Genomic DNA, 25997 nt, shown 5'->3' on the forward strand with positions numbered 1-25997 from the left:
GGGGCCGGACCGCCGGAATCCGCACGCCGCCCCCCGAGAGCGGCCGGCTGTGACCGCATGCTCCCCGGGGAGTGGCGGGGGAGCTGAAGGGGCAGGTATCGCCAGGTGACGGGTATGCCCACCTCGATGATGACGGCGGCCTACATCACCGGGCTCGGTCCGGCCGATCGGATCCGCCTCGGGCCGCTGCTCGTGCCCACGCCGGGGCCGACCGACGTGCTCGTCGCGGTGGAGACCGTCGCGGTCAACCCGGTCGACGCCTACATCCGCTCCGGCCGCTACCGGACGCCGATCCCGATGCCGTTCATCGTGGGACGTGATCTCGCCGGGACGGTCGCGCTGACCGGACCGGGGGTGACGGGCTTTCAACCGGGAGATCGGGTGTGGTGCAACAGCCTGGGGCATCAGGGCCGGCAGGGGGCGTTCGCCGAGTACGCGGTCGTCCCCGCCGACCGGCTCTACCGCGTCCCCGAAGGCGTCGACCCGCAGACCGCGGTGGCCGTCGCCCATCCCGCCGCCACCGCCTATCTCGGCTGGTACGTCCACGCGCGGCTCCGGCCGGGGGAGACGGTGTTCGTCGGCGGCGGGGGCGGGAACGTGGGCACCGCCGCCATCCAGATCGCGGTGGCGGGCGGGGCACATGTGATCGCCAGCGCCCGCCCGGAGGACCATCCGCGGTGCCGCGCCGCCGGAGCCGAGGCCGTCCTGGACTACCGGGACCCGCGGCTGGCCGAGAGGCTGCGGGAACTCGCCCCCGCGGGGGTGGACGTCATGTGGGACACCTCCGGATACCAGGATTTCGCCGTCGCGGCGGAGGCGACGGCGCCGGGCGGCCGGATCCCGGTGACCGCCGCCCGCGCCGAGGTGGCGGTGCCCCTGTCCCGGCTGTACACCAGGGACGTCGCCGTGCTCGGGTTCGTCATCAGCCGGGCCTCCGTCGCCGACCTCGCCGCCGCCGCCGTCTTGATCAACCGGATGCTGGCCGACCGGCGGCTCACCACCCGGATCGCCGATCGCCTCCCGCTGGCGGAGACGGCCGACGCGCACCGCCGGATCGAGTCCGGCGAGGTCAGGGGGCGGCTGCTGCTCCTCCCCTGAGCCGTCGCCGAGGTCACAGGGCGTGGCCTCCCGCCACCTGGAGGACCTGCCCGGTGATCCAGCGGGCCTGATGGGAGGCGAGGAAGACGACCGCGTCGGCGATGTCCTCGGGCTCGCCCACCCGTCCCAGCGGCACGATCGAGCGGGCGTGCTCGTAGATCGCCTCGTCCATCCAGCCGCTCTGCACCGGGCCCGGGGCAACCGCGTTGACCCGGATTCCGGCCGGGGCGAGGTCGAGCGCGGTGCCGCGGGTCAACGCCTCCAGCGCGGCTTTGGACGTGCCGTAGCCCACCTGGCCGGGGAAGGCGCGGGCCGCGTCGGTGGAGATGTTGACCACACAGGGCCGCGCACCGCCGGCCCTCCGGGCCAGCTCCGCGATGAGCAGCGCGGGCGCCATCACGTTGACCCGATAGGCACGCTCCAGCCCCGCCGCGGTGAGCGTGTCCACCGTGTCGGGGCTCTCGCAGTGCGCGGCGTTGTTCACCAGCACGTCCACCGGTCCCAGCCCCTGTTCGACCGTGTCGAACACGCGCCGCGCGGCCTCCGGTTCCGCCAGGTCCACCCCGACCGTGACGGCCTTGCCGAGCTCGGCGGCCAGCGCCGTGGCCGTACCCGTGGCGGAGATCCGGTGTTCCCAGGTCACCCCGGGAGGCGGCGCCGCCTGCCCCGGCAGGTGATGCAGCGCCACCTGGGCGCCTTCGGCCGCGAACGCCCGGGCGATCGCGGCCCCGATCCCCCCGTCGGCGCCGGTGATCAGCGCCACTTTGCCGGCAAGTCCGGTGTTTCTCATTCCCCGAGCATCGTGGGCGGTGCGACATCGGGGCAAACACATTTCGCGGATCAGGGGCCCGGTGCCGCCGCGGCGGCCGTACGGGGTGGGGGACCGGTTCCGTACGGCGTGGGCGGTCCGATCGGCGACGCTCCGGCCGGTACGGCCTCAGGGTTCGCGCCCGAGGCCGTACCGGCCCGGGGTCAGCGGGTGACGCCGGTCAGCTCATTGGGCGTCTTGGGGAGGGGCACGGTACGGAGTATCCTCCCGGTGCCGAGGTCGATCGAGTGGAGCTCCCGGGTGCTCGGATCGGTGACGTACGCCGTCCGGCCGCGGACGAAGAGCATCGGCCTGGGCTTTTGCCACTCGACCGGCTCCTTCCACGGGTCGAGGACCTTGATGGTGCTCACGGTCTCGGCCCGGTCCGGGTCGATCACATGGAGTGCGCCGTCGGTGCCGAGCACGAGGGCTTCGCCGCCCGGGCCGCGGGCCAGGGAACGGAAGGTGTAGCTCGTGGGCAGGTCGAGCAGTTTCAGGGTGCCGGACTTGGTGTCGATGAGGGAGATCTGCCTGGGGCGTTCGAGTTCGGCGGCCGGATCCTTCTTGTAGTCGCCGAGGACGATCGCCGACCGATCGGAACCGGCTTGGTTGCCGATCCGGCCGTACTCGTGCGGGCTCTCGATCTTGCGTATCTCGCCGTCCCGGTAGAGCAGGACGCCGTCCTGGCAGCCGATCACGACGGCGTCGTCCCGCGCGGTGGCCTCGCCGTGCACGCCGGGGCAGTTCTCGTTGCGGGCGATCTCCCTGCCGTCCTTGTCCAGGACGAGGATGCCCACCCGTTTCTCCTCGGTGCCGAGGGTGACGACGAGTTCCCCGCTGCCCAGGCCGACGGCGACGCCGTGGTGCGGGGTGTCGGCCGTGTAGACCTCCGTCTCCGGGAGGCCGTCGCCGAGCCGCCTCGGGTCGAAGACGACGACTTTTCCGGTCCCGTCGGAGAACAGGGTGGTCCTGCCCGCGTGCCGCACCACGTGGCCGGGTTCGGCGGCGGTGAACTCGTCGGAGGTGAGCTCGGGGGCCGCGGCGTCGAGTATCCGGAAGCCGGTCGATGTGGAGACCAGGACGTGCCGGTCGTCTCCGGCTGGGTTGACCCGGTTGAATCCGGGGAGCGGGATGTCCGCGACGAGGTGGAGGCTTTGGCCGTCGAGGACGTGGAGGCCGCCGTCGTAGGTGATCACGAGGGGGTCCCGCACAGTGGTCTGGGGTGTGGTCCGCGCCGTCGGCGAGGACGAGGACGCCATGGGCTGCTGCAGACCGCAGGCGCTGACGGTGAAGGCGGTGGCCAGCAGCGCGGACAGCGCTGCCGCCGTCCGGGTGCGCGGTGCGATGTTCATGGGGGATCTCGCCTTTCAGCTGATTGAGGGAAACGTCCGGCCGACCGGGCCGGAGGGAACGTGGGGGTGGGGTTTCATCCGGTGCCGAGGCCGTCGACGATGGCCGAGGTGTTGGCGCGCATCAGGTCCAGGAACGTCGCGGCGCCCTTGCCGGGCGCGGTCAGCGACTCCGAGAACAGCGTCAGGACCCTGATCCGAAGCCCCGCCTCCGCGGCGAGCGCCCGGGCGAGGCGGTCGGGGTGGGAGGAGTCGGCGAAGATCGCTGGGACGCCGGCGGCACGGACCGCGTCGGCGAGGGATTTGAGGTCGGCGGCGCTGGGGGAGGCCAGGGTCGTGCCGCCGGGGACGATCGCGCCGACGACCTTGAAGCCGTAGCGTTCGGCGAAGTAGCCGAAGACGTGGTGGTTGGTCACCAGGCTCCGCCGGGCGGGAGGGATGGTGGCGAACCGCTGCCTCATCCACGTGTCCAGCTCGTGGATCTCGCGGCGGTGGCCGGCGGCGTTCGCCCGTACGGCCTCGGCGTCGACGCCGTCGACCTCGGCTGTCACCCGGTCGGCGATCACGTCGACGACCTTGGCCATCCGGTGGGGGTCCGTCCAGAAGTGCGGGTCGGGTCGCCCGGCCGCGTCCCCCGCGGCGTACGGGATCGGATCGGCGGCCTCCCCGGCGGCGAGTACCGGAACCCCGGCGTCCCGGGCGGCCAGGACCTGCCGCAGGACCCCCTCCTCCAGGCCGAGGCCGTTGTACACGACAAGGTCGGCCCGTTCGAGGCCGGCGGCCTGCCGGGCCGATATCCCGAAGGAGTGCGGGTCGGAGTCCGGTTTCATCAGCACGGTCACCGTGGCTTGGTCACCGACGACCCGGCGGACGACGTCTCCGAGGATGTTCGTGGTGACGACCACCTCAGGGCGGCGTCCCCCGGTGCCCGCGCACCCCGCCGCGGCGAGCGCGACGACCACGGCGAGCAGGATCCGGGCGATCAACGGCCCGTCTCCACCATGTGGGTGGGCGTGATGCCGGGGTCGAGGGTGCGGGCGAGCCGGAGCCCGTCGTTGTAGTCGATTTCGTGGATCACCCGGGCGGCCGGGTCGTTGACGTAGGCCCGGGAGGCGTCGGCCTCGATGACCTGCGTACCGGGCGCGGGTTCGCCGATCAGGGCGGTCTTCGCGGTCTGCCTCCCCGACTCCGGGTCGTAGGCGCGCAGGAAGCCGTCCGCGGTCAGGATGAGCACCGGGGTGTCCGGGCCGGTCGCGCAGACGGCCACCGGTGGCCCGGTCTTCAGCAGAGTCCACTTCTTGGCCCGTACGTCGAGCAGCCAGACGCCCCGGCCGCCCGCCTTCGCGGCCAGCGTGGTGCCGCCGGGACGGTGCTCGAAGTGCCGCGCGCGGCGTTCCCGCGGCACCTCGCCCGGGTAGGCGATCTTCTCCGCGGTGAAGGCGCCGTCGTCCTCGACGACGAGCAGGGCGCCGTCGGCGCACCCGAGGACGGCACCGGCGCGGGTCACGGCCGCACCGCGCGGCTCCGCGCAGGGCTCGTCGAACGAGGTGACCGGTTCGCCGTCCGCGGTGCGCACGTCGACGGCGTCTCCGGCGACCGGCAGGATCAGGTGTTCCCGGTACGGCAGCGCGGTGCCATCGCCCTCGGTCACTCCGATCCTGGTGATCTCGCCTTTCCCCAGGCCGGTCCGGTCGAGCAGCTCCACCGAGCCGTCGGAGAAGGAGACCGCGGCCACGGCGGGGTCGCTCCGGACGGCCTGCGGGCTCCGGCGCGCCAGGGTGCCGACGTCCCGGGCCTCGGCACGGTAGTGGTGGAGATGGTCGCCGTGGTCGACGGTCCAGGTACCGCCGTCCACGATGTTCAGCGCCTTGCCTCGGCCCGAGGTGAGGTAGGCGAAGCGGCCGTCACCGGCGATGCCGTCGACCCCGCCGACCCGCCCCAGCGTGAAGGTCTGCGCGGTCGTCAGGTCCAGGACGCGGACCGCCCCGGTCTCCCCGTCGGCCACGACCAGCCGCTGCTGCGGCTCGGCCGTCTCGACGGCGCCTTCGACGTAGCCGTGGGGGACCGCCTCGGCCGGTCCGGGGTCGGCGGTCTCGGTACGGCCGGAGGCGCAGCCGGTCGCCAGGACAAGGAGGGCGGCGGCGAGCATGCGGGTCCGCGTCACCCGGTCACCGCCCGGGTGCGGGGGAGCCGGTCCCGCAGGGACGCCGCCGTGGCGCCGAGAAAGAAGAGCGAAACGGCCACCGCGGTGATCGTGGCGCCCGCCGCCGTACCGAGGTGCCAGGACAGGATCAGGCCGATCACGGTCGAAGCGACGCCGAGGACCGCCGCCCCCAACATGATCGACGGGATGCGCCGGGCCCACAGGAGCATGGTCGCGGCCGGGGCGATCAGGAGGCCGAAGACCAGGAGGGTGCCGACGACGTGAAAGGAGGCGACGACGGCGAGGGTCACGAGTCCCAGCAGGAGGGCGTGCGCCGACCGGGGTCCCAGCCCCAGTGTGTGCGCCGTGCGCGGGTCGAAGGTGAGCGCGACGAACGACCGGTGGCCGAGGACGGACACCGCCGCGGCGACGGCCAGCGCGACGGCGAGGTGGGTCAGCTCCTCGGGACGGACGGCGAGGACGTCGCCGAAGAGGAGCCCGGTCAGGTCGACGGCGAAGGACCGGGAATGCGAAACGATGATCACTCCCAGGGCGAGCATGCCGGCGAAGAGCAGGCCGATGCTCGTATCCGGGGAGAGTCTGGGCGATCTGCCGAGCACGGTGACGCCGAGGGCCATCGCGGCGGCGCTGAGGGCGGCGCCGACGGCGAGACCGCCGCCGAGCAGCGCGGCGATCGCCACGCCGGGCAGCAGGCCGTGCGACATCGCGTCGCCGAGGAAGGCCATGCCGCGCAGGACCACCCAGGTCCCGGCGAGGGCGCAGATCAGGGAGACGAGGATCCCGCCGGCAAGCGCGTGCCTGACGAAGGAGACCTCAAAAGGATCAACCAACCATTCCATGGTATAAGTTTTATAATGAAAATCATTATCAATTTCAAGTCGGAGGCGTTGTGGAGGTCGTGATCGATCACCTGGTCGCCGGGTACGGGCGGCGGACGGTCCTCCACGGGATCACGGCGCGGATCCCCCGCGGGCAGGTCACCGCCGTCCTCGGCCCGAATGGCTCGGGGAAATCCACACTGCTGGCGGTGCTCGCCCGGATCATCCGGCCCACCTCGGGCTCGGTCGTCTCCTCGGGTGTGCGCAGGGTCGGCTTCGTTCCACAGCACAGCGCCGTCTCCGACACGCTGCCGATCACCGTCCGGGAGACCGTGGCCATGGGCCGGTGGGCCCACCGCGGCCGGTGGAGACGCCTCACCGGCCACGATCGGGCCGTCGTCGAGGCCCGGATGGCCCAGCTGGACATCCTCCCTCTCGCCTCGCGTCGGCTGGGCTCCCTGTCCGGAGGTCAGCGCCGGCGGGCGCTGCTCGCCCAAGGGCTCGCCCAGGAACCCGACCTGCTCCTCTTGGACGAGCCGACCACCGGCCTCGACCTCGAAGCCAGGCGCCTCGTCGACGAGGCGCTCGACGCCGCCGCGGCCCAGGGCGTCACCGTGGTCCACGCCACCCACGACCTCGCCGCCGCCACGCGCGCCGAGCACTGCCTTCTCCTGGAGCGGGGCCGGCTCGCCGCGCAAGGTCCCCCCGCCGAGGTCCTCACCGCCGAGACGCTCGGCCGAGTGATCGGCCTCCCCGGCGAGGCGTGGACACATCACGGGGCGAACAGCGGCCCGTCCCGGAATTCCCGATCGGACAACGGTTGCGCGGCTGGATAGAGGTGGAAATCTGCCGCCTCACCGAATCGTCGGTGCGGGCCGGGTCTGCGAACCCGCGGCGTGCTCTCGGCTGGGTCCGATGACGGTTGCGCTGTGTGCCCGCCACCGGGTGCCGCACAGCGAGGCGATCACGGATGCGCGGGGCGGGGACCTCCCCGCCGGCCGGAGGTGCGCATACGGTGGCGTGTTCTCACCCGTTCTCCCGGGAGGGGCGGCGGGTGCGGAGTTTCTGGCGGTTGCCGCAGCGGTCCATGGAGCACCACCGGCGCGCGCCGGGGCGTGAGGTGTCGAGGAAGAAGAGAAGGCAGTTGTCGGAGTCGCACTGACGGACCCGGCCGACGCGATCGGAGCCGAACACCTCGATCGCGTCCCGGGCGACCTGGGAGAGAAACTGCGTGCAGGTGACCGGCTCGGCCCAGCCGCGTTCGAAGGCCGTGCCGAGGGCCGGGACCAGGGGAGGCCGGGCCGCCATCTCGTTGAGCACCGGCTCGAAGGCCGGATCCCGTCCGTCGGCCGCCTGCTCGGCCAGTCGCTGGACGGCGGCCCGGAGCCGTTTCGCATCGGGCAGATCCGCCGGGTCCGCGTGGACTTCGCCCTTGATTCCCAAACTGCACGCCGCCACCCAGCAGGCGAGATCGTCCGCGGTGTCCAACTGCTCCCAGTAGGCGAGTAAGCCCTCTCCGCCCGTGAGCAGGAACTCCAGGCACAGGGTCCCGGGGTCGAAGCGGAACCGCTGCCCGTCCCTTCCTTGCAACACCACCATGCCATCAGGGTAGCATCGACACCAGTTAAACCGGTGTCACTGAGAAGGGGAACGGGAATGAGCATCGAAACCGAGCTGATCGAGCTGAGCGAGAAGTCGTGGGAGGCCAACCGGAACGGCGACGCCGCCTTCTTCGACCGGTTTCTCACCGAGACGCCGCTCAGCGTCTCGCACTGGGGCGTCGTGTCCGACCGGGACGCGATACTCCGGGGCTTCGCCGAGAACCGGAATCCCTACCTGCGGACCGACCAGTCCGACCACCGGGTGACCGTCCTGACCGACGAGAGCGCCGTGCACACCAGCACCGTGGAGATCGACGTCCTGGTGAACGGCACCGACAAGCAGACCGTCCGGCTCTTCGCCTCGTCGGTCCTGGTCAAGCGGGACGGGGAGTGGAAGTGCGCCCTCTTCCAGGTCAGCCCCGCCCCCACGACCTGATCGCGTTTCACGCGGCGGCGCCGGATCGAGTTCCGGTACGGCCGCCAGGCGGCCGACGCGCCGGGTCGATCCGATGATCAGCCCGGCGCAGCCCGTACCGGGACGAGGCGCCGCCCGGGAGGGAACCACGCCCGCGCGGTTCACCTGCTGTCGGCCGTCCCGCTGAACGTGGTTCTCTCACGTTGGCAACCTCCGGCCGGGTATCGGCATCCGGGACAGGTCGGCGGCCCCGGTCGCCTTGGCTCCGCGGTGTCGTGGCCGACGAGGATGCACACGGTGCTCACCGTCCTCGCCCAAGAGCGGATCACGCGCCGTAGGCTCGACGCATGGCGGAAGGGGTCGTCGTCGCGCGCGGCGTTCAGGTGGAGCTGGGAGGGCACCCCATCCTGTGGGATGTCGACCTCACGGCGGGTTCAGGTGAGATCGTGGCCGTGGTCGGGGAGAACGGCGCGGGCAAGTCGACGCTCCTTCGCTGCCTGGCGGGACTGCAGTCGCCGGCCGGCGGGGAGATCGACGTGCTGGACGGGCCGCCGGTGGACGAAGCCCGGTTCTGGCGGGAGGTCGCCCTGGTGGGGGATGAGCCCGCCTGGTACCCGGGATTGAGCACCCGGGAGCACCTGGAGCTCATGCACGCCGTGCACCGGGACGGACGCCTGACCGTGGACGAGGCCTTGGCCGTCTTCTCGCTGGAGCGACGGGCGGACCTGCACCCGCTGAGCCTGTCGACCGGGCAGCGGCAACGGCTTTCGCTGGCGATGGCGCTGCTCAGGCCGAGTCGGCTGCTCCTGCTGGACGAGCCGGAACGCGGACTCGACACCGAGTTCCGGGGGCGGCTCGCGGCGATTCTCCGCGACTACGCCACCCTCGGCGGCACGGTGGTCATGGCGACGCACGACCTGGCGCTCGCGGACGCCGCCGAGGCACACCTCATCACGTTGGAGAGCAAGGCGTGAACCCCGCACGCGCGTACCTCCGCTCCCGTGGTCGGCTCCCGAAGACCTGGTCGGACCGCTATGCGACGCTGTTCGGGCTGGTGCTCGTGATCGCGCTCGCCGGACAGCCCATCGAGGCCGCGCTGAGCGGACTGGCCGGACGGGCCGACCCCTCGCGGCTGGGTGCGGGGCTCGCTCTGATCTTCGCGGGCTACGCCGGATTCCTCGTCCTGGCGCGGACGCTCGGCCCGGTCGCGTTGCCGGCCGCCGACGCCGCCTGGCTGGTGCTCTCGCCGCTGTCCCGGCGTTCGACGTTGACCAGGACCGCGGTGGTGCTGTTCGCCGTTTCAACGGTGGGCGGGCTCGCCCTCGGCGTGGCGCTGCTGGCGGTGGTCGGCGCCCCGGACCACCTCACCCTCCGGGTGGCGGCCGCCCTGGTGGTGGGCGTCGCGACCGCGATCGGGGGCATGGCGACGGCGGTCCTCGGCCAGGCCTCTCCCGCGTGGGACCACTGGGTGCAGGCCGTTGTGGCGGGCACACTCGTGGCGGCGGTTCTCTCCGCCGCGCTGGGCGGCGGCCCGGGCCGGTCGACGCTGACCGCCGTCGCGAGCGCGCCGTCGGCGTGGGTGGGTGCCGTCGCGGGTACCGCCGTCGTGACGGCGGCCGTGTCGGCGTGGCGGGCCTGGATCGCGCTGGACCGGATCCCGGCTCAGCGGCTTCTTCGGTCCTCGTCCCGGTGGGGCAGGCTGAACACGGCGGTGACCCTCCTCGATCCGGGTGCGCTGACCTGGGCCGCCGAGGAGAACCGTTGGCGTGGCCGCGTGCTGCGCTCCCGCCGGTGGCCGCGCTTGGTCACCGGCCGGTGGGCGGGGGAGCAGGCCCTCGCCTGGCAGGAGTGGCGCCGGGTGGGCCGGCGTCCCCTGCGCCTCGCCGTGCTGTTCGGCACCGCGGCGCTCCCCGCCTTCGCCGTGCAGGCCGGTCTGTCCGCCGTCGCCGCGGTCGTCCTGCTCGGTGGGGCACTGGCCGCCGCCGTGGCCTGCACCGCGGGCATCCGCCGCGACGCCGACGACCCCACCCTCACCCGGCTGCTCGCCGTGGATCCGCGTGCCGCGCTGGCCGCCCGGGCGGTCCTTCCCGTCCTGGTCGCGGCTCTGTGGCTCGCACTCGGGTTGACCGGCCTGATGTCGGTCGGCGCATTGCCGGTCGGCGTGTGGTGGCTGCTGGCTCCGGCGGTCGCGCCCGCACTGGCCGCCGGGGCGATGCGGATGGCTCGGCGCCGGCCGCTGGACCACTCGATGCCCGTCATCGACATGGGAGCCGGGGCGATCCCGGCGGGACCGCTGATCTGGGCGTTGACCGGGGTCGACCTGGCACTGCCGGCCGGTTTTCCCGCGCTGACGGCGCTGGTCGAACGGCCCGCCGACCCGCGGTCGCTCATCGTCACGCAAGCGCTGGTGGGAGCGGTGGTTCTCGTCGCCTATCTGCTGCGTGCGGCGTCGCGCAGGAGTTAGATCTCGGTCTCCACAACCCCTGACTGCATACGTGCCACGCCAGAGGGCGGTATGTGAGGTTTCCGGGCGGATCTCCATGGCGGACGCTCGCCGCCGGTGGCCGGAAGGCGGTCGTCTACGCTCGTGGGGACGTCGGCCTCGTCCTGTTCCCGGACGGCGCCGCACTTCGACGGGCTTCGCCCCGTACCGGGACTCACGCCCATGTCAGGCCGCCGATCGGATGACCGATCGGGGCGGTGGGCAGCGAATGTAATGCTTTACGGCCCTGCGTCCCAAGTAGAGATAAACCCTAGGCGATTGGGAGGGACGTAAGGGATGCAAGACACTGCCGTGGAGGCAGGGGATATGCGCCGGATCATGCGGGATCCTGAGGCGTTCGAGGTCTTCTACCGAAAACACGCCGAGTCGGTCGGCCGGTTTGTGGCACGCCGGGTGACCGATCCGCACATGGTGGACGACCTGACCACCGAGGTCTTTCTCGCCGCCATCGACACGGCGCGCACCTATCGGCCCGACCGGGGGAGCGAAGTGGCCTGGCTCTTCGGGATAGCCAGGAACGTGGTGGCCACCGAGCAGCGCAGAGCGGCCCGGGAGCTGAGCAAGAACGGGCGGGCCGCCGGGCGGCGTTCGCTGGACCCCGACGACATCGCCCGGCTGGAGGAGCGGATCGACGCCGAACGGGCCGCACGCCCGCTCCTCAAGGCGGTCGCCGAGCTCCCGAAGAGCCAGCGGGCCGTCGCCGAACTGGTGGACATCGACGGCCTTTCGGTCGCCGAGGCCGCCGCCGCCCTGCGTATCCGGGTGGGAACCGCCCGAGTCCGGCTGCATCGCGCACACCGGTCGCTCAGGCAGGAACCCGATGCCCTCCCCGAGCCTGTCGTCACATTGAAAGGAGCATCATGAAGGCCGACCGCACCCCCCTCGCAGCCTTTGAGGAGCGGCGTCTCGTGGAACTGAAGGAGCACATCGCCGGCCGTGCCGCGGCCGAGCAGCGGAGCCGGCCCCGCAGGCGGCTGTTCTTCGGTGCCGCCTCGCTCGCCGGAGCCGGGCTCGCCACCGCGATCACGATCGTCTCGCTCGGCGGGACGGTGCCCGCCTACGCCGTCACCACGGACGCCGACGGGGTGGTGCACGCCGAGGTGCGTGACTTCCGCGACGCCGCGGGACTGACCAAGCGGCTGAAGGAACTCGGCGTGCCCGCCGTCGTGGACTACGTTCCGCACGGGCAGAAGTGCCGTGGACCGCGGGGGACCTTCGTGGAGGGCATTCCCGCCGGTCTGTACGAGCCGCCGACCGGTATTCCCGGGGAGAAGGACGGCTTGCGGATGAAGATCAATCCCAAGCTCTTCAAGCCCGGTCAGAGCCTCGTCTGGACCATGACGGTCCATCCCGACGGGGTGGCGACCGCCGCCACCGTCCTGATGCAAGGCCCGGTGGCCCCCTGTGTGCTCGTCCCCGACGAGACCAAGGAGCCGCTCGGATCGACCGGGGATCCGGGCAAGTCGCTTCCCGCGTATCAAGTGGACGGGAAGACGGTCGGCGAGGTGCTTCCCGAGCTCAAGAAGCGCGGGCTGAAGGTCGTCTACGAGGTCGTCGAGGCCAAGCCGCTCGGGAAGGACCGCATCGGCGTCACCGTCGACAAGCAGTATTCCGGCCCGATCGGTAAGGACTGGACCGTCGTGCAGGGGTGGGAGCACACCCCCGGGGAGTTCAAGCTGGTCGTCTCGGAGAAGCCCCTCTCCTAGCGGACCCCGTCCACGGCGGGCCCGACGATGCCGCCATGGGCGATCAGTCCACCCCCACCGAGACGGAGGTTCGTGTCCCCTTGGCGGGTCGTGACGCGAACCCCAGGTCGCCCTGTGTGACCTGAAGTCTCGCGCGAACCCCGGGTCGCCCTGGCCGGCCTGGGGTTCGCCGCTGTCCGGCCGGCGTTCCCCGCCGGGCCAATCGCTGCCCGAGTACCTCGCCGGGTTCCCGCACGCGTACGGCGTCCTGCAGACCCGGGAAGGACTGGTCCGGGCAGCCAGGGAGAACGTGCAGGATCTCGCCGCGGACGGAGACGTGTACGCGGAGACCCGGTTCGCGCCCGAGTTCCACCTCGGCCACGGGCTCACCGGCGCCCAGGTGCTCGATGCCGTCCTGGCCGGCACCAGGGAGGGATCCAGGAGGCAGGCCGACGCATCGACGTACGCGTCATCGTCTGCGCGATGCGCGACCGCCGGTTCGCGGCTCAGGCCGCGGAACCGGTTCAGCGCACGACGGACACCCGGGTCGTCGCCTTCGACCTCGGCGGGCCCGAGACGGGATACTCGGCGCGGCGGTTCCGGGACCTTTTCGGGCTGCGCCGCGCGGGGATTCACGTCACCATCCACGCGGGGGAAGGCGACGGTATGGCCTCCATATGACGACGGTGGGGATACACGGCGCCTTCCTGCCCGACGAGGAACGCGGCGACCTCGGCGAGCGCGTCACCGCGTGCCCACGGTCGCGTCGTGGGACTCCGTTCCCGGCGGTCGGTGGTCAGGTGGAGAAGCTTGCGGCTTCGGCTTCCGCCTGGGTGAGGGAGGCCTGCCACTTGTCCGGGTCGATCTGGACCAGGCGTTCGAAGACGCGGACGCGCCTGGCCATCCAGGCCGCGCCGGCCGTACGGTCTCCGGCCTCTCGTTTCACCCAGGCCAGGTTCCATAGGGCTCCGGCCAGTGAGGGCCAGTGCTGATTGGGGACGACGGAGGCCAGCTGGTCGTAGTCGACGGGGCCGGTGACCCCGGGTTGGCGAAGCCCGGCGAGTTCTTCGTAGACGGTCAGTCCCTGCTGGGCGTAGGTATGGACCGCGGCCGGGTCCAGCCCGGCGCGGTGGTAGAAGATCAGCTCGAAGACGGCGTCGGCGAGCGAGGGGCGGTGTTTCACCGGGTCGGTTTGGGCGAGGCGTTCGTAGACGCGGATGCGCTTGATGGTCCAGTCGGCGGCGGCGGTGTGGTTCCCCGCCTCGTGGTTGGTCCAGGCCAGGTTCCACAGCGCCCCGGTGAGCATGTGCCACTCCCAAAATTGGTTGGGGGTGAAGGCCGCCAGCTGGTCGTAGTCGACGGGGTTGGGGGAGCCGTGGAGACCGGCGAGCTCCTCGTAGCGCGCCAGCCCTTGGCGGGCGTAGGTCTGGACGGAGGCGGCGTCCAGCCCCGCACGGTGGTAAAAGATGAGTTCCCACAGTGCGTCGGCCACTGTGGGGCGGTGGGTGCCCGGGTCGGTTTGGGCGAGGCGTTCGTAGACGCGGATGCGCTTGATGGTCCAGTCGGCGGCGGCGGTGTGGTTTCCGGCTTCGCGGTTGGTCCAGGCCAGGTTCCACAGTGCCCCGGTGAGCATGTGCCACTCCCAATAGTGGTTGGGCGTGAAGGTGGCGAGCTGGTCGTAGTCGACCGGGGCCTGGGATCCGGGTGGCCGTAGTCCCGCCAGCTCCTCATATGCGGCCAGTCCTTGCTGGGCGTAGGTCTGTATCGCGGCTGGGTCGAGTCCGGCGCGGTGGTAGAAGATGAGCTCCCAGAGGGCGTCGGCGACGGTGGGCCGGTGTTTCTCGGGGTCGATCTGGGCGAGGCGTTGGTGGACGCGGATGCGTTTGACGGTCCAGTCGGCGGCGGCGGTGTGGTTTCCGGCTTCGCGGTTGGTCCAGGCCAGGTTCCACAGCGCCCCGGTGAGCATGTGCCACTCCCAATACTGATTGGGGGTGAAGTCGTCGAGTTGTTCGTAGTCGACGGGGTCTTGCGAACCGGATGAACGGAGGTCCGCCAGCTCCTCGTAGGCAATCAGGCCTTGCCGGGCGTAGGACTGGATGGAGGCGGCGTCGAGTCCGGCGCGGTGGTAGAAGATGAGCTCCCACAGCGCGTCGGCTGCCAAAGGCCGGTACGTGTCCGGGTCGACCTGGGCCGCCCGCCGGTAGACGCGGATGCGTTTGACGGTCCAGCCCGCCGCGGCGGTGAAGTCGCCGGCTTCTCGGTTGGTCCAGGTCAGGTTCCACAGCGCTCCGGCCAGGAGCGGCCATCCCCAGTGCTGGTTGGGGGTGAAGGTGCTGAGCTGCTCGTAGTCGACCGGGGTTTCCGAGCCGGGGGTACGGAGTCCCGCCAGCTCCTCATAGGTGTGCAGTCCTTGCCGGGCGTACTTCTGGGTCGAGCCGGCGTCGAGTCCGGCGCGGTGGTAGAAGATCAACTCGAAGAGGGCGGTGGCCAGCAGAGGCCGGTACTTTTCGGGGTCGGCTTCCGTCAGGCGCCGGTAGACCAGGACCCGTTCGATCATGGCCGCGGTAGCTTCCCTGCGGCGTCCCGCGTTGGCGAGCGTCTGGGTGAAGACGGCGAGGGCCGCCGCGCGGTCGAGCCAGGGCTGCGGGCAGGCGGCGATGTTGTCCAGGTAGCGGGGATCGTTCCGGTCACGGAAGTCCAGGATCAGCGGGGCGTCGCAGCTGGGGTGGGTGACCTCGAACTTTCCGTCGTGGCCACCCGGGGTCTTCAGGTAGGGGCTGTTGGCCAGTGGCGCGTTCTCCGGGAACAGCGGCTGGTCGTCCAGCTCGACCCGGGGGGCGTAGGTGTGCGAGTCGGGCCGGACCCAGAAGTCGAACCGGTGATTGTCCACGGTGTGAAATGAGTAGAAATCACTCCACCTAAGTGGATTGGGAAAGGTATTCCGTTGCCGCACGAGCTCTTGGAACGTGGTGAAGGTGATGGGTGCCCCGGTGGAGGGGTCGGGTGTGTCGGCTTCGATCACATAGAGAAAGCCCAAGGTCTTCGGGGGGACGGCGTCGTAGAGCACGTTCAGGAACTCGGCCTGCTGCGGGTCGACGGGTGTCCGGTAGATCGCGACATACACGCCGAGAGAGCCGTAGAACCGCAACGGCTCGGGCACCGTGGGCTCGGGCTGTTTGCCGAGGTCGAGAAAGAGCCAGGGTCCGTCCCAGGAGGCGCCCGCGAGTAGCAGCCACTTGTCGGGCACCTGCATCTCGGCGCCGCAGGCGAATCCGCGGTGCACGCCGGTGTTGACGGCGTCGCGATCAAGGGACTCCGTCTCGTTGTCCTCTGCGTCGACGATGCGGAGGCTGGGCCACCGGTCGAATCGGATCAGGTCGGCGAACTTGCTGTCCAAGTCGAGCCGGACGTCCAGGTCTCCGGGGTTGACCCGCACGTCGAAGGCCCGGGTGAACATCAGGGTCGTGGACTGGGCGATGGCGACCTGCTTGTACCCGGTCCACTCGTCCAGGCCGTACCCGCTGTTGAGCCACATCCCTCCGGCGGTGAGCAGGAACGACGGGGAGTGGTAGTAGATCTCCATACCGCTCATGGCGTCTTCGTCCGCCTCGTGCATCTGCGGCCGTTGACCGTGCCAGAACAGGTGGAGGTCGGCGGGGTAGCGGGTCATGGCCAGGATGTAGGCGGCCGGGGGCGGCCGGTAGTCGGACAGGCCGGCGATGAGCGCGTTGAGCGCCCAGTCGTCCGGGAACCACCGCATGGGTTTTCCGTCCCGGTCGGGGATGCCGGAGTACATGGCGAAGAACCCGGTGACCGGGTCACCGCCGATCCCCTCCCGGAGCAGGTCGTTGATCTTGCCTGGGCTGCTGGCCGTTTCCTTGAGTCGCCGGAACGGGGGTACCCGGCGCATCCGGGTACTGGAAACCCCGAATTTGACCATGATGTAGTCGAGCAGGATCCGCGCACCGTGTCTGACCGTCTTGTCCTTGGCGAAGTCGTGCAGGTTCATCAGGGCGTGCAGGGACAGCCGCTGGTACGGGCGGGCGTTGAACTCCAGGAAGTCGTGCTTGGCGATGGTGTGCATGTAGCCGAGCAGCCAACCGGCCAGGCCGTTGCCGACGTTGTCGACCTTCGCGTCGCCGGTCTTCTCGAAGAGGAGCTGGTTGACCAGGTACCGGGAACTGTTGATCATCAGCATGTGGTTCTCGGTTTCCGGGGCCACCTCGGTGGCCAGGGGGTAGGACTCGTCGGCAGGGTTGTGCGCCCCGTTGAGTGTCACCGGGACCAGCTCGGTGAGGATGTGGTCGACCTCCTCCTGGGTGAGCAGGTCGCGGTATCGGTAGAGGATGACCATGAGGCCTTTGACGGCCATGTCGTAGTCGCCCAGCCGTTGCAAGTGAATTTGAAGAAAGGACACGAACTCGTCGAAGCTGGTGCCCATGTGCCCGTTCGCGCGGTTCAGGGTGCGTAACGCGGTGTGAAAGAGCACAAGGGCGGGCGGTTCGCCGGGAGTCCGGAAGCCGCGGTCGACCGACAGCACCTGGAGGTAGGCGATCAGCTGGAGGGTGTTGTCCTCGGTGGCCGTGATGGACGGCAGGTTCAGCCATCGGGTGTGCACGTAGTGCCGGGCGATGTCGTTGGCCCGGGCGCCGTTGCTCGCATAGGCGTCGGCGGGGGTTCCGCCTGCGGGCAGGGGGCCGAGGATCGCGTCGGCGGGACCTCGGTCGTACCAGACGGCGATCTCCGGGGTGCTCCCGAAGGAGAAATCTTGCGGAGACAGGCTGTTGCCGAACGGCGCCGGCGGTTCGACCGTGACGCCGGGTTCACCGGTCGGGGCCAGCCCGGGATTCTGGAGCAGGGTGATCGTGGGGTGGATGCGGAAGGTGTAGAGCCCGTTCCCCCGGGTGTTGTCGAGCCGGAACTGCCCTGAGCTCACGCCCGCTCGGGCCCATTCCAAGTCCGGGGTGGGCACCCAGACCAGCCGCTCCAGGAACTTCGTCCCGTTGTGGGTGACGTCCACGCGGAACGCGTTGAATCCGATGTTGCCGCCGCCCCAGCTGACCACGAGGGACCTGCGCTGCTGATACACCGCGATGACCATGCGCGGCCCGAACTGCGGGGCCGTGAAGATGCGGCCGAATTCGAACTCCTGGTTCCGGATGTCGCCGACGGGATTGACGTCCTCCGGTTCCAGGGGTTTTCCAAGCGGGCCCTCCCAGGCCCCCAGCTCGTGCCACCGTTCCGCGATCACACCAGTGACCGGAGGCCACTCGGGGCTTGGGGAACCGGGGATCGTCCCGAGTTGTACCCGGACGGGGATGGTCGATCCCTGCGGGCTTTCATCGTCGTCGTCCACGCCGCGGACGGTGAACCCGTACTCGCCGAAGCCTTGCAGCCGGGTCCAGATCTGCAGCATGCTCTGGTTGGCGTCGATGGGCCGCAGTTGCAGGCCTGACTGGCCCTGGCTCGCCCCGTTGAAGGTGATGTCGCAGCGGTGGTGGTCGTAGCCGAATCCGGTTTTGGACCATTCGAAGCAGGCGTCGTTGCGGAGCCGGAAGCCGCTGACCACCATGTCCTGGTCGGGGGACCAGGCGATCTCCCCGTTCTCGAACCGCTGGCGCCGCCCGTTGCGTCCGGGGACGTCCTCCTCCGGCCCGGTGGCCTTTCCGAAGGGCCCGTCGGCGGCGCCCCAGGAGCGCCATCGGTTGCCGATTTTGCCGTCCACCGAGAAACCGTCGGGCATGGGATCGGTCCTCTCCGTCGGTATCCGAGCAAACCTGATGAAGGTGCTGATCAGATCCGCGCGGAGGAGTCACGACGACCGCGGAGATGCCAGACACATCCCCCCATACCCGGTTGGCACGGCGCTACCCGGGGGAGGGGCCGATGCCGGGTTCCCGGACACGGTCCGTACGGCCTCCGCGGCCGGCACACCGGCGTGGCCGCATCACGGCGTCGGCGAACGGGGCCGGTTAGGAGTCGCCGGCCTCGGCGATGCTCCACCGCCCGACCTCGTGGTAGTCCGAGTCGTAGACGACCGACCCGTCGCCCGGCTTCAGCTCGTAGTGGTGCAGATTCCCACCCCAATATCGCAGGATACGGCCCAGCTCCCCGACGGCCTTCCCGTCGAACGCCGTGTCACCCATATCCACTTCGAGAACAAACCTCACTTGTCGCCTCCGTACGTGAGGCGAGCGGATGGACGCCGCTCACCTGCTTAAATCATGTCATTGACCTTCCCAGTGAGACTTTTCTCGACCTTTAGCCCAGCCAACGGCTAGTGGCTATGGAAAAGTCTCAATCCGGGTAAAACCAAAACCTACGGTCCGGTGAGCCGGGAAACGTGCAGCGCCGCCGCTGAAGGACACCAGGGCGGCTACGGGTGCCGCCGGGTTCGGAACGCCGCCCGGTACGGGCTGCGCCCGGCCGGGCACCGCGAAAAGGTCCGGCGCTCAGGCTGCGGCCGTACGGTATGAACGCCAAGCGGGCGGAGGAGCCGCCGGTCCGGGACTACTCCGGGTGGGTCTTCGTCCTTTCCCCGGTCCTGGCCGGGCCGGGGCCGGAGGAAGGTGTCCAGGTGCCGGGTCGGCCGGTCGGCTCGCGCAGGTTGGACAGGTGGTCGCGGAGTTCGTCGAGGTCGGGGTGGCGGTTGACGGTGTGCCAGGCCAGTGACCAGGGGTAGACGGGGGTGGGGTGACGGATGGGGACGCGCCGGAGTCCGTGCCCGGTGAGCCAGGCGATGCGGGTGCGTGCGCCGAAGGTGGTGGCCAGGGTCGGCGAGTCGGCGATGGTGTCCAGCAGGTGCTCCACGCCGAAGTTGGGCCCGGTGGAGTCGATGTGGAGGCCGAACTCCTCGGCCATCGCGACGTAGTAGTCGCCCCATTCCGAGCCGGCGACGATGCCGGGGATCCAGATGCGGTGGTCCGCCAGGTCGGACAGCCGGACCCCGGGGGACTTCGCCAGGGGGTGCCGTGGCCCGACGAGAAGGTCCAGCGGCTCGTCGTACACCCGCCGGTGTTCGATACCGCCCGGAAGGGCGTCCGGGTCGCGGATGTAGCGGAAGGTGGCGTCGATCGATCCGCCGAGAAGCGCGTGGAAGGCGGCTTTGATGTCGCTCACCGTGATGACGTCGATCCGGATGTCCGGGTGGCGGGTATGGAAGTCGATCACCAGGGCGTTGGCGGCGACGCGACGACCCAGGACGTCGACCCGCAGGGCGCGGCCGGTGGGCTGAACGGACCGGACGGCGGCCTCCGCCGCCAGGAGCACCGCCTTGGCGTGCGGCAGGAACGCCTGGCCGTCCACGGTGAGCTCGGCGCGGTGCCGGCCCCGGGTGAAGAGGGGCACGCCAAGGCGCTGCTCCAGGGCGGCGATCCGCTTGGACACCGCCTGCTGGGTGATTCCGAGTTCGTCGGCCGCGTCCTGAAATCGACCGTGCTCGGCGACAAGGGCGAAGGCGTGGAGGGCTTCGGTGTTCATGAAGGCAGCATAGCGATGCGTCAAACAACCAATAGTTGTTGAACTGGCCAGATTATTGTTTGAGTACCAGTTCATCAAGTGTGTTGAATCAACGCCGTTCTACATTCGGTTGTGCGACGGTGAGGTTGGGGATGGCGGATCGCGACGATCTGGGAGCGGACTTCAGACGGCTTTGGCAGGCTTGTGCGGCGAGCTCTCTGGGGACGCGGCTGGCGCTGGACGCCATACCGTTGATCGCGATCATGGTTCTGGACGTCGGAGCCGCGCAGCTGTCGTGGATCTCGGCGACCGGTGGGGCGATCGGTGCCCTGCTCGCGGTCCCCCTGGGCCCGTGGATCGAGTTCCGGCCCAAGCGGTCGCTCCTGATCCGAGCCGACCTGCTGCGCTTTCTCGCGCTGGCGACGGTACCGATCGCGTACGGCACGGGGCTGCTGACCTACGTTCACCTCATGGTGGTCGCCGTGGTGGTCGCCGTGGCCGACATCGCCTTCATCGGGGCGAGGGGTTCCTACCTCAAGACGCTCGTACCGGCCCACCGGCTCACCGAGGCCAACAGCCGGTTCGAGCTCCTCACCTGGATTTCGACGGCGGTCGGCCCACCGGCGGGGGGTGCGATGATCGGGTTCTTCGGCCCCGTAGCCACGATCGTCGCGGACGCGATCGGCTATGCGCTGTCGGCGCTGCGCATCCGGGCGATCTCGGCACCGGAGCCGGCACCGCCCGCCCGCACCCCCGGCACGACGCGGTGGGGCGAGGTCGCCGAGGGCTGGCGGACCGTCTCCGCCGATCGTGTGCTCCGCCTGCTGTTCGCCCACACGACGCTCGTCAACGCGCTCATCCTGGCGTCCGCGCCGCCGCTGACCCACCTGATGCTGCACGACCTGGGTTTCACGCCCTTGGAGTACGGCCTTGGTTTCGGTATCCCGTGTCTGGGCGGTCTCCTGGGCGCCCGCCTGTCCCCGTCGCTGGTCCGCCGTTTCGGGGAACGCGGGATCCTGCTCGGGTTCGGCGTGGCCAGAGTGCTCTGGCTGATCGGTCTCACCTTCGTGGGACCCGGCCCGGCCGGGCTTCTCGTCGTCATGGCGGTCGAGAGTGCGATGATCTTCTGCATGGGCGTCTTCACCCCGGTCTTCGCCGCCTACCGGTTGCGGAACACCCCGGACCACACGACGACCCGCGTCCTCACCGCCTGGACCGTCACCGGGCGCCTGACGGTCGCCGGTGTCACGGCCCTGTGGGGCCTGCTGACCGTGCTCACCGACGCACGCACCGCGATCGCGACCGCCGGAGTCCTACTGATCGCCACAGCGGCCCTTCTCCCCTGGCACCGGTACCCGCACCAGGGGTCAGGCGCGGCGCGTTGATCAGCGGCCTGAGGCCGTACCGGATCCGGGTTTCAGCGCGGGTCCAGGCCCCTCGACTCGGCGGTGGGGCGGTAGCCGCGGACGTAGTCGACGGTGAACTCCCGAGGGTACGGCCGTTCGGGTCCGCGCTCCAGGCCGGTGCGGGGGAGTTCGTAGATGCCGAGCATCAGCTGCATCGGGTAGCGCGGTGACTGGTGCACGGTCCGGACGGGTTCGCCGTCGACGAGGAAGACGACCCGGTCGGGCGTCCACTCGGCGGCGTACACATGGAAGTCGCGGGCGTCGACGGGCAAAGGCTCCACGGTGAAGTCGTCGGCGATGTCGGGGTCGCCGAAGGGGTGCAGACCCATGCCGACGCGCGCGCCGTCCGGGCGGACGTCCCGGCCGAAGATCTCGCAGACGCAGATCTCGGCCGAACGTTCCGGCTTGTCCTCGTACCCGATCATCCAGAGCGCGACCATGGCGCGGGGGTCGTCGGTCGCCTTGGCCCGCATCTCGATCAGGCCGTAGAGCGGCGTGTAGAGCCTGACGTCGTCCTGCGCCTCGCGGACGACCATGCCGGGCCCGCGGCCGTGCTGCCCGAGGCCGCTGCCGACGGGTCCGGCGAAGACGCCGGTCTGCAGGGAGGAGACGCGGAGCTCCCCCTCCGCCTCGGGGCACCACGGCGGCTGGTCCTCCTCGATCAGGAGCCGCAGCAGGCCGCCGCCGACCCGGTGGCGGGCCAGGGACGCCGCGCCGGTGGTCCACTGGGGCAGGTACCGGGGTACCCACCGGGTCTCGTCGAGGCGGTCGCCGTCGAAGACGTCCTCGAACTCCAGCTCGTAGCCGTCCTTGGCGATCGGGTCGGGCGTGCCCTGCCGGTCGTCCGTGCGACACGTCACGTCGGTGCTCCTCTCGATGGGGACGGCCGCCGGTCGGCACGGCCGTTTCGGACGGGGTTCAGCGGGCGGTCCAGCCGCCGTCGACGACGAGCGTGTGCCCGGTGACGAGCGAGGCGGCCGGAGAGGCGAGGAACAGCACGGCCCCGGCGACCTCCATGGGTTCCCCGATGCGGTGCAGCGCCGCGATGCGCTCGACCACGTCGGCTTCGAACTCCGGATCCGCCAGCACCTCGGCCGTCCCGGGGGTGCGGACGAAGGTCGGGGCGACGTTGTTGACCGTGATCCCGTACGGGCCCCATTCGACCGCCAGGCAGCGGGTGAGGTGGGCGATGGCGGCCTTGGTCATGCAGTACACCGACTCGCCGGGCAGGGCCACCTCACCCGCCTGAGACCCCAGGTTGACGATCCGCCCGTACCCCTGGCGGATCATGACCCGGCCCGCGGCCTGGCTCGCGAGGAAGGTGCCCTTGAGGTTGATCGCGATCGTCCGGTCGAAGTCGGCCTCGGTGAAGTCCTCGGCCGGGTTGCCCGGCGCGACGCCCGCGTTGTTGACCAGGATGTCGATCCGGCCGAACCGGTCCGTCACCGCCTCCACGGCGGCGGCGATCTGGCCGGGGTCGGTCATGTCCATCTGCAGCGGCAGCGCCGTACCGCCGAGGGCCCGGATCTCGGCGGCCAGGCCGGAGTCCGCGCCGACGTCGCGCAGTCCCAGGGCGACGTCGGCGCCCGCGTGGGCCAGCGCCAGCGCGATGGCCCGCCCGAGGCCGCGCGCGGCACCGGTCACGAGGGCGACCTGCCCGGTCACGCTGAAGTCGGGGAACGATGCCACGGAACCTCCTGTCGACGGTGGAAACCCGCATGAGCGTCATTACCGTAATGGTTTTGCTCATGACGCGTCCAGTGCCGCCCGCGAGCCGTAGGCTGTGCTCATGCCCACCGCGACGACGAGCGGCAGCCCGCTGGCGCCCTCCCCGGCCGCCGAGCTGGTGCTGGCCTTCGTCAACACCCGGGCGCTGCGGGGCGGACAGGAGAGCCTGGCGGACATCACGGCGTTCCGCGGCTGGCTGGTCGCCGCCGGGTTCGCGGATCCCGGCGTCCACGTCGCCGAGGGCGACCTCGCGACGGCCCGTGAACTGCGCGAGGCGCTCATCGGCGTGCTGCTCGCGCACGCGGGCGCCCCGGTGCGGGATGAGGACGTCGATCGCCTGCGCCGCCTGGGCGAGCGGTATCCGGTACGTCCCGTCGTCGGCGCCTTCGACGCCGCGATGCACCCGGTGGCCGACGGGGTGGGCGGCGCCTTCGCCCGGGTGCTCGCCGCCGCCGCGGAGCTCGCGCTGCGCGGTACCTGGAGCCGGGTGAAGGCGTGCCGCAACCCGCCCTGCCGCCTCGGCTACTACGACCGCTCCCGCAACCAGGCGGCGGTCTACTGCGAGGCCCGCACCTGCGGCGCCCAGATGGCGGCGCGGGCCTACCGCGCCAGAACCAGAACGCACCGATAGCGGCCGCCGGTCTCCGGACCGGCTTTGCGCAGGGTACGGGCTGCTCCGCGCACCGCATCAAGGCGCGCCGGCCGCAAGGTCACCACGGAATCGATCAACGCGTTCCAGGAGGCGTGGGGACGGCGCCGTGCTCGGAACGTCATGTGTACGGTCGCGGCCCCCGTCGGCCGCGACCGTACACATGATCGATCTTGCTGTCACCTACCAGGCGTCCCACCGCCGTGGCCGGTCTCGCCGAGGTTGAAGTCGTCGGGAGCGACCTCGACCAGGTGGGCGGCTCAGTTGTCGATTGCCTGGTAGAGGGTGGTCCAGAAGTCGTGGATGGCCCGCGCCGAGTCCGGGGTGGACATCCCGACCTGGGTGAGCAGGATGCCGACGAGCCCGTTGTGCGGGTCGGCGTAGACCGTGGTGCCGGCCCCGCCGTCCCAGCCGAACTGGCCGACGGGTGCGTAGTCGCCGTGGTGGGTGCGCACCGCCATGCCGAAGCCCCAGCCGCCGTGCTGGCCCAGGCCGTACCCGACGTGGACGGCGTCGCGGGCCCAGGCCTCCCGGGCGGCCAGCACCCCGGGGGTGAGGCGGTTGGTGGTCATCAGTTCGACGGCGGGCCGGGACAGGATCCGCTCGCCGTCGTGCGTCCCGTGGTTGAGCAGCATCCGGAAGTAGGCGTGGTAGTCGTCGGCGGTCGAGTCGAGCCCTCCGCCGCCCGACTGGAACGCCGGGGGCGTGCTGTGATGTCCCCCTTCGGCCGGGTCCTCCACGAGGAACTCCCCGGTCTGATGGTCGGGGGCGTACAGGGGCGGCAGCCGGTCGATCTTTTCGGCGGGCACGTGGAAACCGGTGTCGGCCATGCCCAGCGGGTCGAAGACGCGCTCGCGCAGGAACGCCTCGAACGGCCGGCCGGTGACCCGGGCGACCAGCACGCCGAGCACGTCGTCGCCGATGTTGTACAGCCACCGCTCGCCGGGCTGGCACATCAGCGGGAGCGTGCCCAGGCGGCGCATCCACTCATCGGGGTCCGGGGCCGGCAGCAGCCATCCGTCCTCCTGGCCGTACACCCCCCGCTCGAAGAGCGCGCCCGTGATCGGGGACCCTTTCGCGGTCATGTCGATGCCGAGCCCGAACGTGGAGGTCAGCAGGTCCCGTACGGTGATCGGCCGCCGCGCCGGCACGGTGTCCTCCAGCGGGCCGTCGGGCCGTTTGAGCACCTGCCGGTCGGCGAGCTCGGGCAGCCACGGATCCACCGCGTCGTCCAGCCGCAGCCGGCACTCGTCCACCAGCACCATCGCCGCCGCCGCCCCGACCGGCTTGGTCGTCGAGGCCATCCGGAAGATGGTGTCCCGGCGCATCGGCGCACCGCCGTCGTGCCGCATCGTGCCGATCGCCTCGACGTGCGTCTCCTCACCCCGGCTGACCAGGGCGACCAGCCCGGGGATCCTCCCGGACTCGACGTGCCGTGCCAGCACCTGGCGCAGTCTGTCCAGTCCGGTCTTGGTGAAGCCGCTGTTGCCGTGTCCCATGGTGGGTCTCCTTAGGTGCGGTGTTCGGTGAACTCGGTGTTTGATCGTGCGGGGCCCGTCCCGGCGGGGTGTTCACGGGCTTCGCGCGGGCGGCGCACGGGGGTCGGGGGTGGGTTCGGCGGGGCCCGGTTCGCAGCCCCGCGGGCGCGATCGCCGGGTCGTTGACGGCGTCCGCCGTCGTCGGCCGCTCCGGTACCGGCTGTCGCCGTCGTGGCTCTCCGCCGGCGCGGCGGGATGGGGCCGGGCACGGCCCGCCGCGCCGTGCGGGCGGTCGTTGAGGTGGTGCCCGGCCAGGGCGCGTCGTCAGGCGGTCTTGGCTGCTTTTCCGGTGCCTTCGCCGGCGGCGTGCGTGAGGGCGTCGGTCAGCCGCCTCCGCTCACGGGCGGGGACGTAGCCGCCATCGGTGTGGTTCCGGGCGAACGCCTCGGCGAACGTCACCGGGTCCTCCCCGACGATCTCGCGGATAGGCGTTCCGTCGGCCGCGGCCCGCTCGAACAGGTCGGCCAGGCCTTCGAACCTCGACGCGTCGCTCTCGGCGTCGACCGGCACGAAGTGCATCAGGTACCGCTCGATCGCCTCGACCGCGGCGCGGTGGTCCGGCGGGAGTTGCCTCACGCGCGCCTTGTACTGACGCCACCGCCGCTTGGGGCCGATCACCTTGGCGAGCAAGCCGCCCTTTTGAGTGTCGGACATGGTCCTCTGCCTCCTTCGCGGAGTTGTTTGGGCTGTTCTGTGAGGAAGCTCCGGGTCCTCCGGAACTTTTGGGGACATGCCTGTCCGCAGGGGTTGGGGGAGTGCTCCCCACCTACCGCGGTG

22 protein-coding genes and 1 pseudogene are annotated in these 25997 nt (G+C 70.8%); 10 read left to right on the plus strand and 13 right to left on the minus strand.

The annotated features are described in order from the left end of the window. The first annotated feature begins 114 nt into the window (after window positions 1–114). Window positions 115–1098, plus strand: coding sequence for an NADPH:quinone reductase (locus RUR_RS15470; RefSeq protein ID WP_283135750.1), 984 nt, complete (start codon window positions 115–117; stop codon window positions 1096–1098). A 13-nt stretch (window positions 1099–1111) separates the two neighbouring features. Here RUR_RS15470 and RUR_RS15475 read toward each other — a convergent pair whose 3' ends face one another. The 5 genes from RUR_RS15475 to aztB form a co-directional block, all read right to left on the minus strand. Continuing rightward, on the minus strand, window positions 1112–1888 hold the full coding sequence (locus RUR_RS15475; protein WP_283135751.1) for an SDR family NAD(P)-dependent oxidoreductase: 777 nt from the start codon (window positions 1886–1888) through the stop codon (window positions 1112–1114). Between the two features lie 182 nt (window positions 1889–2070). Then, window positions 2071–3258 carry a zinc metallochaperone AztD gene (aztD, locus tag RUR_RS15480; RefSeq protein WP_283135752.1) on the minus strand — a complete coding sequence of 396 codons (1188 nt, stop codon included), beginning with the start codon at window positions 3256–3258 and terminating at the stop codon, window positions 2071–2073. Between the two features lie 74 nt (window positions 3259–3332). Next, on the minus strand, window positions 3333–4241 hold the full coding sequence (gene aztC / locus RUR_RS15485; protein ID WP_428847002.1) for a zinc ABC transporter substrate-binding protein AztC: 909 nt from the start codon (window positions 4239–4241) through the stop codon (window positions 3333–3335). After that, window positions 4238–5419, minus strand: a complete 1182-nt coding sequence (locus RUR_RS15490; protein WP_283135753.1) for an ABC transporter — start codon at window positions 5417–5419, stop codon at window positions 4238–4240. Before RUR_RS15490 ends, aztC begins: the two co-directional genes overlap by 4 nt. Further along, the gene (gene aztB / locus RUR_RS15495; RefSeq protein WP_283135754.1) at window positions 5416–6258 is read right to left on the minus strand and encodes a zinc ABC transporter permease AztB; all 843 of its coding nucleotides are present in this window, start codon (window positions 6256–6258) and stop codon (window positions 5416–5418) included. The genes RUR_RS15490 and aztB overlap by 4 nt, the downstream gene beginning before the upstream one ends. 50 nt (window positions 6259–6308) lie before the next feature. On the opposite strand from aztB, the gene aztA reads away from it, so the two are divergent. Continuing rightward, complete coding sequence (aztA, locus tag RUR_RS15500; RefSeq protein ID WP_283135755.1) at window positions 6309–7073, plus strand: zinc ABC transporter ATP-binding protein AztA; 765 nt, start codon at window positions 6309–6311, stop codon at window positions 7071–7073. A 190-nt stretch (window positions 7074–7263) separates the two neighbouring features. On the opposite strand, the gene RUR_RS15505 is transcribed toward aztA, so the two are convergent. After that, a complete protein-coding gene (locus tag RUR_RS15505; RefSeq protein WP_283135756.1) occupies window positions 7264–7836 on the minus strand; it encodes a CGNR zinc finger domain-containing protein in 573 nt (190 codons plus the stop codon). A 57-nt stretch (window positions 7837–7893) separates the two neighbouring features. Here RUR_RS15505 and RUR_RS15510 point away from each other — a divergent pair, with 57 nt between their 5' ends. The 6 genes and pseudogenes from RUR_RS15510 to RUR_RS15535 all read left to right on the plus strand — a co-directional run bounded on the left by RUR_RS15510 (window position 7894) and on the right by RUR_RS15535 (window position 13122). Then, entirely contained in the window at window positions 7894–8274 is a 381-nt protein-coding gene (locus RUR_RS15510) for a nuclear transport factor 2 family protein (RefSeq protein WP_283135757.1), read from the plus strand. 326 nt (window positions 8275–8600) lie between these two features. Beyond that, window positions 8601–9227: a heme ABC exporter ATP-binding protein CcmA gene (ccmA, locus tag RUR_RS15515; RefSeq protein ID WP_283135758.1), complete on the plus strand. Its 627-nt coding sequence runs from the start codon at window positions 8601–8603 to the stop codon at window positions 9225–9227. Next, window positions 9224–10717, plus strand: a complete 1494-nt coding sequence (locus RUR_RS15520; RefSeq protein ID WP_283135759.1) for a DUF6297 family protein — start codon at window positions 9224–9226, stop codon at window positions 10715–10717. The genes ccmA and RUR_RS15520 overlap by 4 nt, the downstream gene beginning before the upstream one ends. A 315-nt stretch (window positions 10718–11032) precedes the next feature. Continuing rightward, on the plus strand, window positions 11033–11620 hold the full coding sequence (locus RUR_RS15525) for an RNA polymerase sigma factor (RefSeq protein WP_283135760.1): 588 nt from the start codon (window positions 11033–11035) through the stop codon (window positions 11618–11620). Next, on the plus strand, window positions 11617–12462 hold the full coding sequence (locus RUR_RS15530; RefSeq protein ID WP_283135761.1) for a hypothetical protein: 846 nt from the start codon (window positions 11617–11619) through the stop codon (window positions 12460–12462). Before RUR_RS15525 ends, RUR_RS15530 begins: the two co-directional genes overlap by 4 nt. 247 nt (window positions 12463–12709) lie before the next feature. Continuing rightward, window positions 12710–13122 (plus strand): annotated as a pseudogene (locus tag RUR_RS15535) (hypothetical protein). Window positions 13123–13237: 115 nt separating this feature from the next. On the opposite strand, the gene RUR_RS15540 reads toward RUR_RS15535, so the two are convergent. The 3 genes from RUR_RS15540 to RUR_RS15550 form a co-directional block, all read right to left on the minus strand. Further along, window positions 13238–18184 carry a hypothetical protein gene (locus RUR_RS15540; RefSeq protein WP_283135762.1) on the minus strand — a complete coding sequence of 1649 codons (4947 nt, stop codon included), beginning with the start codon at window positions 18182–18184 and terminating at the stop codon, window positions 13238–13240. Window positions 18185–18413: 229 nt separating this feature from the next. Next, window positions 18414–18611, minus strand: coding sequence for a hypothetical protein (locus tag RUR_RS15545; protein WP_283135763.1), 198 nt, complete (start codon window positions 18609–18611; stop codon window positions 18414–18416). A gap of 340 nt (window positions 18612–18951) precedes the next feature. Next, window positions 18952–19920 (minus strand): LysR family transcriptional regulator, encoded by a 969-nt coding sequence (locus RUR_RS15550; RefSeq protein WP_283135764.1) that lies wholly within the window; start codon window positions 19918–19920, stop codon window positions 18952–18954. Between the two features lie 131 nt (window positions 19921–20051). Here RUR_RS15550 and RUR_RS15555 point away from each other — a divergent pair, with 131 nt between their 5' ends. Next, on the plus strand, window positions 20052–21284 hold the full coding sequence (locus RUR_RS15555) for an MFS transporter (RefSeq protein ID WP_283135765.1): 1233 nt from the start codon (window positions 20052–20054) through the stop codon (window positions 21282–21284). Between the two features lie 32 nt (window positions 21285–21316). On the opposite strand, the gene RUR_RS15560 is transcribed toward RUR_RS15555, so the two are convergent. Together RUR_RS15560 and RUR_RS15565 are read right to left on the minus strand one after the other, a co-directional pair. Continuing rightward, a complete protein-coding gene (locus RUR_RS15560) occupies window positions 21317–22165 on the minus strand; it encodes a glycoside hydrolase family 16 protein (protein ID WP_283135766.1) in 849 nt (282 codons plus the stop codon). 58 nt (window positions 22166–22223) lie between these two features. Continuing rightward, window positions 22224–22994 carry an SDR family NAD(P)-dependent oxidoreductase gene (locus RUR_RS15565; protein WP_283135767.1) on the minus strand — a complete coding sequence of 257 codons (771 nt, stop codon included), beginning with the start codon at window positions 22992–22994 and terminating at the stop codon, window positions 22224–22226. A gap of 100 nt (window positions 22995–23094) precedes the next feature. Here RUR_RS15565 and RUR_RS15570 point away from each other — a divergent pair, with 100 nt between their 5' ends. Then, window positions 23095–23664, plus strand: coding sequence for a CGNR zinc finger domain-containing protein (locus RUR_RS15570; protein ID WP_283135768.1), 570 nt, complete (start codon window positions 23095–23097; stop codon window positions 23662–23664). A 278-nt stretch (window positions 23665–23942) separates the two neighbouring features. Here RUR_RS15570 and RUR_RS15575 read toward each other — a convergent pair whose 3' ends face one another. Together RUR_RS15575 and RUR_RS15580 are read right to left on the minus strand one after the other, a co-directional pair. Then, on the minus strand, window positions 23943–25181 hold the full coding sequence (locus RUR_RS15575; RefSeq protein ID WP_283135769.1) for a serine hydrolase domain-containing protein: 1239 nt from the start codon (window positions 25179–25181) through the stop codon (window positions 23943–23945). A 303-nt stretch (window positions 25182–25484) separates the two neighbouring features. Next, the gene (locus tag RUR_RS15580) at window positions 25485–25874 is read right to left on the minus strand and encodes a DUF1048 domain-containing protein (RefSeq protein ID WP_283135770.1); all 390 of its coding nucleotides are present in this window, start codon (window positions 25872–25874) and stop codon (window positions 25485–25487) included. Between the last annotated feature and the right edge of the window lie 123 nt (window positions 25875–25997).

Origin of the sequence: Rhizohabitans arisaemae, assembly GCF_025996515.1 — a bacterium.
Classification (GTDB): domain Bacteria; phylum Actinomycetota; class Actinomycetes; order Streptosporangiales; family Streptosporangiaceae; genus Rhizohabitans; species Rhizohabitans arisaemae.